The organism is Rhizobium rhododendri, from assembly GCF_007000325.2.
Taxonomy (GTDB): domain Bacteria; phylum Pseudomonadota; class Alphaproteobacteria; order Rhizobiales; family Rhizobiaceae; genus Rhizobium; species Rhizobium rhododendri.
This window is the reverse complement of sequence record NZ_CP117267.1, coordinates 185832-197676: the sequence shown is the minus strand read 5'-3', so window position 1 is coordinate 197676 and position 11845 is coordinate 185832. Positions and strand designations below refer to the sequence as shown.

Below are 11845 nucleotides of genomic sequence, written 5' to 3'. Positions count from 1 at the left end.
TCGATTTGCGTGGCGACTAGAAGAAGTCGAAGTCGCCGGCAGCCTTACTTAGCGGCTGCGAATGGCCGTGACGAACGCCGCCGCCGAGGGCCCTTTGCATTTCGGAGAGCTTCACCAGGCTCAGTGCGGTCGCGACGTCGACGATCCACGCTTCCGGAATTTCAGCCGTAAAGGTATCGATGAACTCGGCGATGCCGCGGGTTTTCTGCACGGCGAGATCGATGCCCTGCATGACCTTCATGGAATCCGGCGACTGCGCGTCGATGCCTTTCAGTTCCAGCAGTTGCGGCTCGATGCGCTCGATCAGGTAGGCGACGTCATGCAACTCAGAAACTATCCGCATGAGGATGGCGGGCAGCGCCTCCTCGACAGTCGAAGCCTCCGTAGACGAGATAGCGTTCATGAGTAGACCTCGCTTTTCAAAAGAATTCGACCGTGTTTTCGACAGGCCTGGCTGCAACGACCGGACGGCGCTCAAGATCGACCGTCTTCTTGGTTTCGGCACCGGTCAGCGGATATTGCCGCGCCCGACCCGATACCGGCCAGAATTCAACCTTGCGCCCGTGGTCGCCCCCCGTGCTGGAGCCGACGACACGAATGCCTTCGTCACGCAGGAACTGCACGGCAAATGCGGCATTCTGTTCGCCGACATTCGAGAAGGTCGCAATCGTCTTCGCACCCCCAAATATCTTGGCTTCCAGCCGATCGCGGCGGGCTCCCTGCTTAAGGAGCCCGTTGATCAGCAATTCCATGAGATGGACGCCATAGCGCGTCGCATCTCCGCCGGTCATCGGCGAGCCGGCATTGCCCGGCAACAGAAAGTGGTTCATGCCGCCGACACCGGCGACAGGATCACGCAAACATGCAGCCACGCACGAGCCGAGAATGGTCGACAGCACCGCATCCGGGTCGCTGAGAACCTTGTACTCGCCTTGTATGATGTGCACGCGCCGGACTGCACCCTCGGTGATCATTTCAGGGCTCCAAACACAGCCTCGATAGCCGCCTTCATCTTCTCGATGGTAAAGGGCTTGGCGAGAACGTTGTTTGCACCCAGGGCCGCCGCCTTCTGCACCAGGGCACGGTCGCCCTGCGCGGTCAGGATGATGAACGCGGCTTTCTTGGTGGCCGGATTCGTCCGGACCGCCTGGAGCAAGCCCAGGCCGTCCATCTTCGGCATGTTGAAGTCAGAGATGACAAGATGATGGGGCTGCTGCGCCATGATCTTCATCCCCTGTTCGCCGTCGCCAGCCGACGTGATTTGCTTGAAGCCGAGTTGGGTCAAGGCATCACTCAAGAGTAGGCGGCTGGTGACCTGATCATCAACGATCAGGACTTTGATTTTCTCCGCAAGAGACATTATTCGCTCTCCTTTCGGGCGGCTGTCATTTTCAATATTTCGTCACCGATGGCAGACAGTGCAAGCTGCTGCTCAACCGCGCCAAGTTCGTGTGCAACTCTTGGCATTCCGTAAACAACGCAGGTTTTTTCGTTCTGTCCGATGGTTCTTGCACCAGCATGGCGCATTTTTTGTAAACCTGCGGCCCCGTCACGACCCATCCCGGTCAGGATCACACCCACGGCGTTGCGCCCGGCCAGTTCTGCAACCGAATCGAACAGAACGTCTACGGAGGGCCGATGACCGTTTACCGGATCGCGGTCGATCAGACGGCAATGCGGCGCCGAGGCACTGGCGACCTGCAGATGACGCTCGCCACCGGGTGCGAGATAGATCTTGCCGATCTCCAGCCGTGCACCGTCAGTCGCTTCCTGCACCACCGGTGCGCAGAGACGGTTCAGCCGCTCGGCAAAGCTTTTGGTGAAGGTCTGCGGCATGTGCTGGGTAATAACGGTCGGCGGACAGTTTGCCGGGAATTTCTGCAGGACGGCGATCAGCGCCTCTACACCACCTGTCGACGAGCCGATGGCAACGATCTTCCGGCCGACCCGGAAGTCGGCGACGGCAGTTGGCGTTACCGGAGCCTGGCGGGCCGCCTGGCTGGCAAACTGGCGCTGCGAGCGGGCCGCAGCCTTCACTTTTTCGACGAGATCGCCGAAGGGGTTACGCTCGCCGGCGACAGGTTTGCCGACGCAATCGAAGGCGCCGATCTCCAGTGCCGCGAGGCTCGCCTCGGCGCCCCGGTGTGTCATGGTCGATACCATGATCACCGGCATCGGCCTAAGCTTCATGATCTTCTCGAGGAACTCCAGGCCGTTCATGTTCGGCATCTCGATGTCGAGCGTGATGACGTCGGGATTGAGTTCCTTGATGGCGGCACGGGCCTCCAGGGCATCGCTCGCCTGGCCAACGACGTTGACCCCGGGATCGGAACTGAGGATCGCCGTGATCAGACCCCGCATGGTGGCGGAGTCATCAACGACAAGGACGCGGGCCGGAGCGCTCATGACTTGTTCCCCGCGCCTTTGCCGATATAGCGGTAGGTGGTGATGCCGATATTGTCGAAGACGTCCTTGGCCGGGCCGGACACGCGCTCGGAGTGGCCGATATAAAGATGCCCCTTGTCCGGCAGAAGACCGGCGAAGCGCTGCCAGATTTTCACCTGGGTCGGCTCGTCGAAGTAGATGACGACGTTGCGGCAGAAAATGACGTCGAAATTGCCCTTGAACGGCCATTGTGCCATCAGGTTCAATTCGTTGTAGGTGACCAGCCGCTTGACGCGATCGTCGACCTGGAACTTCCTGCGGCCCTGGATCTCGACTTCCTGGAACCATTGCTTGCGCATCGCAGGCGAGACCGTCTCGAGAGCCGCTTCGTCATAGGCGCCGGTGCGTGCGATAGCCAAGATCTTCGGGTCGATGTCGGTCGCCAGGATCCGGAAATCGTAATCCGCGGCGTTCGGCATCAACGACAGTACGGTGAGCGCGATCGAATAGGGCTCCTGACCGTCTGAACTGGCTGCCGACCATATCCGCACCCGGCCGCCGGCCTTGGCACGGGCGAGCAGGCCCGGCAACACTTCTGTGCGCAGATGGTCGAAGTGATGATTTTCGCGGAAGAAGCGGGTGAAATTGGTGGTCAGGTGCGACAGCATTTCCCTGCGGGCAGCAGCTCCGGCAGGCGACGACACGAGCTGACAATATTCGCGAAAGCCGGAAATGCCGAGATTGCGGATATGCTTCGACAGCCGTGAGTAAACGAGCGATGCCTTGGTCTCGTTGAGCGAAATACCGGCATCTGCGTAAATCATCGCGGCGACTTCCATCAGGTCCCGGCGTGTCAGCGGATATTCACCACTGGCAAGGACTTCATCGGGCGACTGCCGGCTTTCTGCAAATCCCATAACACTCATGCTGCTTGGCTTTCGATGTCGGGGAACAGGGTTTCGAGTTCGATCAGGCAGATCATCCGACGATCGATCGACAAGATCCCGCGGGCGAACTGCTTCTGCAGGTCGGACGCCATTTCAGGCGTCGGCTGGATGATGTCTTCGTTGATCGTCAGAATGTCGGAGACGGCCTCGACCAGCAGGCCGACCGTGTGCCTTCTCACCTGCGTCACGATGATAACGTGGCGGACGCTCGGTTCGGACGGCCGCATGCCGAGGCGGGCGGACAGGTCCATGATCGGCAGCACGACGCCGCGCAGATTGATGACACCGAGGACATAGGGTGGAGCGTACGGGATCCCCGTTGCCGGCGTCCAGCCGCGGATCTCTCGTACCGACATGACATTGATGCAGAATTCCTGATCGCCGATGCGGAAGGCGATCAGTTCGCGCATACCTTGTGCTGCAGCCTTGAGCGGTTGGGACATGATCTTACCCCGCCGCCGCGTAGGACATCTCGGCCTTCAGTGCCTGGCCGCGCGAAGCCGCCACGACGGCATCGACGTCCAGGATCAAGGCCACGCGACCGTCGCCGAGGATTGTCGCTGCCGCGATACCCGGGACATGGGTGTAGTTGGCCTCGAGGCTCTTGATGACGACCTGGCGCTGGCCCTGGATGGCATCGACCATGAGCGCGCGCTGCCCTCCGCCTTCCGATTCCACCAGCAGTGCGACGCCCTCGACCGGGTTGGCCTGGGTGGCACGGAAGTTCAGGATGCGGCCGACGTCGATCAGTGGGCAGAAGGAATTGCGGATCGAGATCAGGCGATGGTTGGCGCCGAAGGAGTGGATGGCGGCGGCTTCCGGCTGCAGGGTTTCGACGATAGCGGTCAAGGGCACGACGAGGGTCTGGCCGGCAACAGTCACCACCATGCCATCGAGGACTGCGAGGGTCAGCGGCAGGCTCATCGTGAAGACGGAGCCGTGGCCCGGCTTGGACGTGATGTTGATACGGCCGCCCAAGGCCTGGATGGAGCGCTTGACCACGTCCATGCCGACGCCGCGACCGGAGATGTCGGAGATCTTGTCGGCAGTCGAGAAGCCTGGAAGGAAGATCAGGTTGTCGATTTCCTCGTCCGTCAGATTGGCGTCGGACGGGATCAGCTCGTTCTCGATAGCCTTCTGGCGGACACGTTCGCGATTGATGCCGGCGCCATCGTCGGCCAGTTCGATCAGGATGCGACCGGAGCGGTGCTTGGCCGTCAGGCGGACGGTGCCCTCGGGGTTCTTGCCGAGCGCAATGCGCTTTTCCGGGCTCTCGACGCCGTGGTCGACGGCGTTGCGGATCATGTGGGTCAGCGGCTCGGCGAGCTTGTCGATAACCGTCTTGTCGACTTCGGTATTTTCCCCCTCGGTGACGAGACGGATCTGCTTGCCGGTCATGTCGGCGATTTCGCGGACGATACGCGACATGCGCTGGAACACCGGCTTGACCGGCTGGGCGCGGATCGCCATGACCGAGTCCTGGATCTCGCGGGTGAGCTGCTGCAGCTCCTCGAGGCCCATATTGATCGACGATGTGCCGTTGCTGTCGTTCTCGACGACGCTCTGTGACAGCATTGCCTGGTTGATGACCAGTTCGCCGACGAGATTGATCAGCCTGTCGACGCGGTCGAGGTCGACGCGGATGGTCTGGCCGGCGGCGACGGTGCTGTTGGCACCGGCTGCATTCGCAGCGGCGGCCGGCGGCTCCCTCTTTTCAGCGCGGGCAGCGGCCGAGGCGATGGGCGTGACATTGCTTGCGGTGTCCGCAGCCATGACAGCGGCGGCGGCCGGCGTGGACGCCACTTCATCGTCTGCGGGTGCAACGTCGTCATCAAGCGACGAGAGATCGAACGGCACCGGTATCATCGGAAGTTCTTCCGCCGAGACGGCTGCGTCGAGATCTTCAGCGACCTTGATCTCCAGTTCGCAGTCCCATTCGGCAAATTCGAATACGGTACGGACCGCGTCTTCGCCCCTATCGGTCTTGATCGAGATCGTCCAGCTGAAATAGGCGCCTTCCGCATCGAGATCCTGCAAGGCGGGGAGCGTCTGCATGTTGCAGCGGATGCTCATCTCGCCTAGTCGCGACAGGTCGCGCAGCAGGAGCGTCGCGTCGTTGCCCTTGGCATATAGCTCGTTGCGAGGCTTGAAGCTGATATCGTATTGCGGCAGCTCGGCCACTACGTCCTCGGCGCCGTCGAACTCGTCGAAGGTAAAGGGCACAGGCTGGAAGCCGCTGTCGTCGCTCGGTGCGGGCGCAGCAACGGGAGCAGCAACCGCGACAGATTTGGGCGCGGGTGCCTCGTGATGGTGCGACGAGGCGGAGGGCATGACCCCCTGAGCCAGTGCTTCGAGTTCCTTGACGAGGCCACGGCTTCTGCTCTGGTCGACGGTACCGCCGTCGCGGGCGACGTTGGTGAGGTCGGCGAGCACATCGGCCGCCTTCAGCATGACCTTCAGAACGTCCTGGTTCGGCTCAAGCTTGTTGGAGCGGACGCAATCGAGCGTCGTCTCGAAAACGTGGGCGAAGGCAACAAGGTCTTCGAGACCGAAAGCCCCTGCCCCACCCTTGATGGAATGAACGGCACGAAAGACGGCATTGACGGTTTCCGGATCGCGGTCGCCATCATTCAACTTCAGAAGACCCGATTCCAGTTCGGCGAGCTGTTCTTCGCACTCTTGGAAAAAAATCTCTTTGATTTCGTTCATATCCATCGGAAGAAATCCTAATTAAGCGGTTACACGCTCGATAGCATCGATCAGTTTGACCGGGTCGAAGGGCTTGACGATCCAGCCGGTGGCGCCGGCCTGGCGTGCGCGGTTTTTCTTTTCCGCGTCGCTTTCCGTCGTCAGCACCAGGATCGGGATGGCGCGGAACTTTTCGTTGCGGCGGACACCTTCGATGAAGCCAAAACCGTCGAGACGCGGCATGTTGATGTCGGTGACGATGACGTCAGGATTGGCGCCTTCCAGCACTTCCAGGCCTTCGATGCCGTCCTCTGCCTGGATCGTTTCGAAACCGGCATTGTTGAGGGTGACGAGCAGCATGTTTCGAATTGTCCGTGAATCATCCACGGTGAGCACTTTTTTCTTCATTGCCGGATCTCCTTTGCGAGCAGGTGATCTATGTTGACCCCGATCAGCTGCATGGTTTTCTGAAATGCATCCGACACCTTCGAAAAGGTGAAGGAAAGCTTGTCCTCTTCCCAGGTCTTGGCAGCAGCCATGATCACCTGGACGCAGAGGGCGCCGACCCGTTCGACGCCGGAGGCGTCGACCACAACATTGTTTCCACGTAGCCCCATGAGCTTGCTGCGGAGCGTCGAGGCCTCGTTGAGGTCCAGCACTGCCACCAGGCTGATCTTTTTGTCTGCCTTCTTCGCTGCCATTACTGCCTTCCTTGTCGGTTGAATTCTGTCTTCGACGCATGCGGCCGAGAGGTGCGATCGTCAGTAAACACTCCGGTCACCCCCGAAGCCTGCGACCCGCAACGGGAAATCGTAGTGATCCCCGGCTGCCCCTTCGCCGAGCGGTGCGACGGGCTTGATGTCCGGGCGTACCGGCGCAACCCTGTCGCTGGAAAACTGCTTCTGGCGCGCCACGCGGAATTCGCGGATCGTCTGGCCGAGCTCGACCACCACCGTGTGGAGGTGATCGGCCTCATCGCCCGAACTGCGGGCAAGGCTGCTCGATGCGGCGACCTTCGTGCCCAGCATGTCGACTTCTGCGGTGACCGCGCGAAGGTCGGCTGCCTGTGCATCGGTCGCATCGGCGATACCCGAGATGGCGTCGTTGATACCGGTAACCTGGAGGACGATGCCGCCGATGGCATCCTGTGTGCGGCCAACCATCTGGACGCCGGCAACGACCTGCGCCTTGGTGCCGGTCACCAGTGTCTTGATCTCGCGGGCGGCCTCGGCGGAGCGCTGGGCTAGAGCCCGCACTTCCTGGGCGACGACAGCAAATCCGCGGCCTGAATCCCCGGCCCGGGCTGCCTCGATGCCGGCATTGAGGGCGAGCAGGTTGGTCTGAAAGGCAATCTCGTCGATGCTGCCGATGATCTGGCCGATCTTTTCGGCGGAGGTCTCGATGTCAGCCATGGCGGCAATCGCCTCGCCGACAATCTGGCCACTGTCTTCGGCGGCCTTGCGCGTCTTGACCGCTTCCCGCTCGGCCGAGCGCGTCGTCGCAGCATTGTCGCGCACCTGATCTGCCAGCCCGGCCAGAAGCCGTGCATTGGCGATCAACTGCCCGGCGTGGTCGGCGGCTGATGTATCGAGGCTGCGGCTGTCGACGGCGATGCGGTCTGCGGCGGTCTCTATCGTCTGCACACGGGCGGAGAGCGAACCGAATTCACCCTGTATGGCTTCGAGCGTCGTGTTGAGCATTGCGACAAGCTCGGCATAGGCTTCGGGGACGTCGGTCGGTGCGCGCACCGTCAGGTCACGTTCACCGAGACCACTGATGACATCGGCGAAGATGGCGCGGGCCTCGGCCTGGTCGGTGACGCGCTGCTCTGCCAAGGTGCGCTGGTGCTGGATGCGCATTTCATTGAAGCGCAATGACACGGCGATTTCGACGTCGACCATGACAAGCCTGACGAGGCTCGCCACGAGTTCGGCAGATTCCCGGGCACGGCGCTTGCCGGCCGGCAACATCGAACCACCGGCGAGATCGCCGATGACGCCCGCCAGCAGATGTTCCAATATGACACCATGGCCGGCAACGTGCCAACGCGGGTCGAGGCCCATCTTGCTCTCGGAATCAGCGAGGACTTTGACCCGCTCGGCATAGAGACTGTCGAAGCGCGCATCCGTCAGCACATCCCAATGGGACGATTGCAGATCGTGCAGCCGCTCGAGCTGCGCTTCGCTGGTGAAATTTCGTGCCGCATCGGGCATGGACTGGAAGCGGTGGAAGAGATCGCGCAGGCCCGCTTTCAGATGCGACTGGAGCATCGGGCGGTGGCGGCGGAGCGCTTCGCACTGGTCGGCATCGAGGCCGGCAAAGCGCAAACGATCGCGAAGGCTGCCTGCCTGCGTCCTTTGTCCCTGCTCTGGTATCGAGTCCTGTGTCAAAACCATTCCCGCCGCGATGCCGGGACGAATGTCCCAGCGGAATTATGCAATCGTTCAATATCAACGGTCTGCGATGGGGCACGGGCATTGGGGATCTTGAGACCCGACGGCAATGCGCGACGCGTTCATCTAGGTTGAAACTGTCTAGGAGAGATCCGGGCCAATATCCGGTACGAGGGGGCGGCGTCATGCCTGGTGGGGAGGAGCAATATCTTCCCATTCCGACGTGTAACTCAATGTTTATGGTTAATTCCTTGCTTGAAGGTTAACACACCGTCGAAGATGAGCGCATTCGAATAAATCTTTTATGCGGCGAAGTATTATTGCTGCTAGAGTAGAGCCACAAGTCACACGCAAGGTTGACGGCCTAACTGTAAAGTCAGAGTCACGTCCACGCCCCTTTGAGGTAAGAGCAATGATTGTTCTTGGTCTGAGCGCTACGCTCATTGCCAGCATAACGCTGTTTGCATTCACCATTTTGAGCCGCATCGACGACTCGCGGCAAAAGGTTGCCCTCCGGGTTCTTTAAGCAAGCTTCGCAAACGCAACTTCAATAATATCGCGATCTGCCACGCGATGGATATTCGATACGTTGTCGGAAGCCGACGCATTTCCTCGTGGCAGCGAGCCACCTGTCCCAATATCTTGAATGAAACCTTCAGGCGTTGACAGGATTGATTGCCGGCTGGAAAGTATCGTCAGCTTTCTTCGCAGTCGAAGTCGCTCGAAGGTCTAACTCCTACCCTGGTGGATGCTTCACTTCCGCAAACCGACGGTCCATCCAAGCGGATCGATGTTGGTAAAGACGACGCCGCCGTCTTCTAGAGCCAGTTTAAGCTGTGCTTCGGTGGCGCGATGGATGTCGTGCCGGGCGCCTTCGTAGTCGCGTATGGTGCTGCGCGAGACGCCGGCTTTTTCCGCAAGGTCGCTTTGCGTCCAATCCAGGAAGCCGCGCGCCGCACGACAATGCGCGGGCGTCAGAATAGCTGGCTTACTGCCTTGATTCACGGCTCAAAAATACCCATATTGGTCACTCTAGACCATATATGTCATATTATTTACAGGATTTCCAGCCGGGGGACACCACGATGCCGCACGACACACCTTTGATCTCAACGATCGTCATGGGTCTCGTGCTGGCTTTCATCTTCGGCGCCATCGCCAACAAGCTTCGCATGCCGCCGCTGGTCGGCTACCTCGTCGCCGGTGTCCTTGCAGGCCCCTATACGCCGGGCTTCGTCGCCGACCAAGGGTTGGCACCCGAGCTTGCTGAAATCGGCGTCATTCTCCTGATGTTCGGCGTCGGCCTGCATTTTTCGCTGAAAGACCTGCTGTCGGTGCGCTTCATCGCGGTTCCGGGAGCTCTCGTGCAGATCGCCTTTGCCACACTGCTCGGCTGGGGGCTCGGCGAATTGATGGGCTGGTCGCTCGGCGGCAGTCTCGTCTTCGGCCTGGCGCTGTCTGTCGCCTCTACCGTCGTGCTGCTGAAGGCGCTGCAGGAGCGTCGTCTCGTCGAGACAGAGCGCGGCAAGATCGCAGTCGGCTGGCTGATTGTCGAGGATCTGGCGATGGTTCTGGCGCTGGTGCTGATCCCCGCCGCCGCCAGTATTTCCGGCGATGGTCATGCGCCGGTCGAGCCGCTTTCCGCCGCTGTCAACAGGCTGTTCGATCTCGATCTCGGAATTGGCGGCATCATCGGCATGACCTTGCTGAAGGTGGCGCTGTTCGTGGCGCTGATGCTGGTCTTCGGGCGCCGCGTTATTCCGTGGATCCTGCATCGCACCGCCCATACCGGCTCGCGCGAACTTTTCCGTCTTGGCGTGCTGGCGATTGCGCTCGGCGTCGCCTTCGGTGCGGCCAAGCTGTTCGGCGTGTCGCTGGCACTCGGCGCCTTCTTTGCTGGCATGGTGCTTGCCGAAAGCGAACTCAGCCATCGCGCCGCGCAGGAAAGCCTGCCTCTGCGCGATGCCTTCGCGGTGCTGTTCTTCGTCTCGGTCGGCATGCTGTTCGATCCCAGCATCCTGCTGGAGCATCCGCTGCTGGTGTTGGCGACGGTGTTCATCATCGTGGTCGGCAAGTCTGCCGCCGCCTTCCTGATCGTGCTGGCATTCCGCAAGCCGATCGGCACGGCGCTGACGATTTCAGCAAGTCTGGCGCAAATCGGCGAATTCTCCTTTATCCTCGCAGCAATGGGCGTCGAACTCCGCCTGCTGCCCGAGCAGGGCCGCGACCTCATCCTTGCCGGCGCCATCATCTCGATCATCCTCAACCCACTCGTCTTCTATGGCTGCGGCCGGCTCAAGCGTCGTCTCGATGCCAAAAACAGCTCGTTGCAGGACGCCAGTGCTGAAGCGGATGCAGCGGCACAGACGCACGCTGCGGAAGAGGAGGTGCCGGTTATCGGCGCCGAGCGGGACCCTGGCCCGACGACACTCACCGGACATGTCGTGGTCGTCGGGTACGGCCGGGTCGGCAGCATCGTTGGCCAGAACCTCCTGTCTTCCGGTACACCATTCCTGGTCATCGAAGATGCAGAAAAACGCGTCATCGACCTCAGGGACAGCGGCATAGAGGCAATTTCCGGCAATGCTGCCTCTGCGGAAGTTCTGGGGTTCGCCAATCTCACCGCCGCCCGCAGCCTCGTGATCGCCATCCCGAATGCCTTTGAGGCCTGCAGTGTCGCCGAACAGGCGCGCAGCCTCAATCCATCAATCCTGATCGTCGCGCGGGCCCATTCTGACGCCGAGGTGGACGAACTGACGCGCTATGGCGCCGATACCGTCATCATGGGCGAGCGGGAAATTGCGCTGGGGATGGTTGACCGGCTGCGTCAAGTGCATCATGACAGGCCTCTCTATGAAGATGCGCCGTCGGCTGATAGAATAGCTGACACGCTTGTAACTGCACGTGAATAGGTCGTTTAGCCCTTGAGCCTGTCCGACGACGGCATTGCCGACAGCGAAGAGATGAGACAGCCTCGCGGCGCGGTGCCCCGCGTGATGGCGTCGTTGATCGTTGCTTTCTTTGCCTATCTGGGTCTTGCCCTCGGTGGCGGCTTTGCAACGTTCGCCAGTACAGAGACCAACAATTTTTCTGCGGCCAAGGGCAGCCAGCAGCCTCATTACATCACCCAGCGCGACAATGCCCGGGGCGTCGTCGCTGCCGAGCGCAGTGCCGAGCCCAAGGCCAGCTGGCATGATGGCAACGCTGCGCTGCTAGCCTTCGCCACGCCGATCCACATTTTCGACGACGACGCCGGGTGCCTGCCACCGCTGGCTTCATCGCTTTCCGGGCCCGGCAACGTCCGCGCCTACCTGGCCCGTGGCCCGCCGGCTGCTTCCGCCTGACCGAACGCGCGCTTCGGCGCATCTCCCTTTACACCAGACACACGCGCCAGCGCTTTTCCCGCTGGCAAACGCGTATTCAAGGATAGAC

The 11845-nt window shown here is 61.0% G+C and carries 13 protein-coding genes; 2 read left to right on the top strand and 11 right to left on the bottom strand.

Translation table 11 applies throughout. The features are described from left to right. Nucleotides 1–16: 16 nt before the first annotated feature. From cheT to PR018_RS00930, 11 genes are all read right to left on the bottom strand, one after another. Complete coding sequence (gene cheT, locus PR018_RS00980; protein WP_142823993.1) at nt 17–403, bottom strand: chemotaxis protein CheT; 387 nt, start codon at nt 401–403, stop codon at nt 17–19. 16 nt (nt 404–419) lie between these two features. Then, nucleotides 420–974, bottom strand: coding sequence for a chemoreceptor glutamine deamidase CheD (cheD, locus tag PR018_RS00975; protein WP_111216786.1), 555 nt, complete (start codon nt 972–974; stop codon nt 420–422). Further along, the gene (locus PR018_RS00970; protein ID WP_111216784.1) at nt 971–1360 is read right to left on the bottom strand and encodes a response regulator; all 390 of its coding nucleotides are present in this window, start codon (nt 1358–1360) and stop codon (nt 971–973) included. The genes cheD and PR018_RS00970 overlap by 4 nt, the downstream gene beginning before the upstream one ends. Beyond that, nucleotides 1360–2406, bottom strand: a complete 1047-nt coding sequence (cheB, locus tag PR018_RS00965) for a protein-glutamate O-methylesterase CheB (protein WP_142829138.1) — start codon at nt 2404–2406, stop codon at nt 1360–1362. The genes PR018_RS00970 and cheB overlap by 1 nt, the downstream gene beginning before the upstream one ends. Further along, nucleotides 2403–3311 carry a protein-glutamate O-methyltransferase CheR gene (cheR, locus tag PR018_RS00960; RefSeq protein ID WP_142823991.1) on the bottom strand — a complete coding sequence of 303 codons (909 nt, stop codon included), beginning with the start codon at nt 3309–3311 and terminating at the stop codon, nt 2403–2405. The genes cheB and cheR overlap by 4 nt, the downstream gene beginning before the upstream one ends. Beyond that, nucleotides 3308–3775, bottom strand: a complete 468-nt coding sequence (locus PR018_RS00955) for a chemotaxis protein CheW (protein ID WP_111216778.1) — start codon at nt 3773–3775, stop codon at nt 3308–3310. The genes cheR and PR018_RS00955 overlap by 4 nt, the downstream gene beginning before the upstream one ends. Nucleotides 3776–3779: 4 nt before the next feature. Continuing rightward, nucleotides 3780–6047, bottom strand: a complete 2268-nt coding sequence (locus PR018_RS00950) for a chemotaxis protein CheA (RefSeq protein WP_142823990.1) — start codon at nt 6045–6047, stop codon at nt 3780–3782. A gap of 15 nt (nt 6048–6062) precedes the next feature. Next, complete coding sequence (gene cheY1, locus PR018_RS00945; RefSeq protein WP_111216774.1) at nt 6063–6428, bottom strand: chemotaxis response regulator CheY1; 366 nt, start codon at nt 6426–6428, stop codon at nt 6063–6065. Continuing rightward, nucleotides 6425–6721, bottom strand: a complete 297-nt coding sequence (locus tag PR018_RS00940) for an STAS domain-containing protein (RefSeq protein ID WP_111216772.1) — start codon at nt 6719–6721, stop codon at nt 6425–6427. The genes cheY1 and PR018_RS00940 overlap by 4 nt, the downstream gene beginning before the upstream one ends. A 60-nt stretch (nt 6722–6781) precedes the next feature. Next, a complete protein-coding gene (locus PR018_RS00935) occupies nt 6782–8410 on the bottom strand; it encodes a globin-coupled sensor protein (RefSeq protein WP_374113736.1) in 1629 nt (542 codons plus the stop codon). 756 nt (nt 8411–9166) lie between these two features. Beyond that, nucleotides 9167–9418, bottom strand: coding sequence for a helix-turn-helix domain-containing protein (locus PR018_RS00930; RefSeq protein WP_142823988.1), 252 nt, complete (start codon nt 9416–9418; stop codon nt 9167–9169). Between the two features lie 80 nt (nt 9419–9498). Between PR018_RS00930 and ybaL the strand changes: the two genes are divergently transcribed. Together ybaL and PR018_RS00920 are read left to right on the top strand one after the other, a co-directional pair. After that, entirely contained in the window at nt 9499–11325 is a 1827-nt protein-coding gene (gene ybaL / locus PR018_RS00925) for a YbaL family putative K(+) efflux transporter (protein WP_142823987.1), read from the top strand. A gap of 12 nt (nt 11326–11337) precedes the next feature. Next, entirely contained in the window at nt 11338–11757 is a 420-nt protein-coding gene (locus PR018_RS00920; RefSeq protein WP_142823986.1) for a hypothetical protein, read from the top strand. Nucleotides 11758–11845: the final 88 nt, after the last annotated feature.

Coding starts and splice junctions, on each gene's coding strand:
- cheT (WP_142823993.1), bottom strand. CDS start 403: ATGAACGCTATCTCGTCTACGGAGGCTTCGACTGTCGAGGAGGCGCTG.
- cheD (WP_111216786.1), bottom strand. CDS start 974: ATGATCACCGAGGGTGCAGTCCGGCGCGTGCACATCATACAAGGCGAG.
- PR018_RS00970 (WP_111216784.1), bottom strand. CDS start 1,360: ATGTCTCTTGCGGAGAAAATCAAAGTCCTGATCGTTGATGATCAGGTC.
- cheB (WP_142829138.1), bottom strand. CDS start 2,406: ATGAGCGCTCCGGCCCGCGTCCTTGTCGTTGATGACTCCGCCACCATG.
- cheR (WP_142823991.1), bottom strand. CDS start 3,311: ATGAGTGTTATGGGATTTGCAGAAAGCCGGCAGTCGCCCGATGAAGTC.
- PR018_RS00955 (WP_111216778.1), bottom strand. CDS start 3,775: ATGTCCCAACCGCTCAAGGCTGCAGCACAAGGTATGCGCGAACTGATC.
- PR018_RS00950 (WP_142823990.1), bottom strand. CDS start 6,047: ATGGATATGAACGAAATCAAAGAGATTTTTTTCCAAGAGTGCGAAGAA.
- cheY1 (WP_111216774.1), bottom strand. CDS start 6,428: ATGAAGAAAAAAGTGCTCACCGTGGATGATTCACGGACAATTCGAAAC.
- PR018_RS00940 (WP_111216772.1), bottom strand. CDS start 6,721: ATGGCAGCGAAGAAGGCAGACAAAAAGATCAGCCTGGTGGCAGTGCTG.
- ybaL (WP_142823987.1), top strand. CDS start 9,499: ATGCCGCACGACACACCTTTGATCTCAACGATCGTCATGGGTCTCGTG.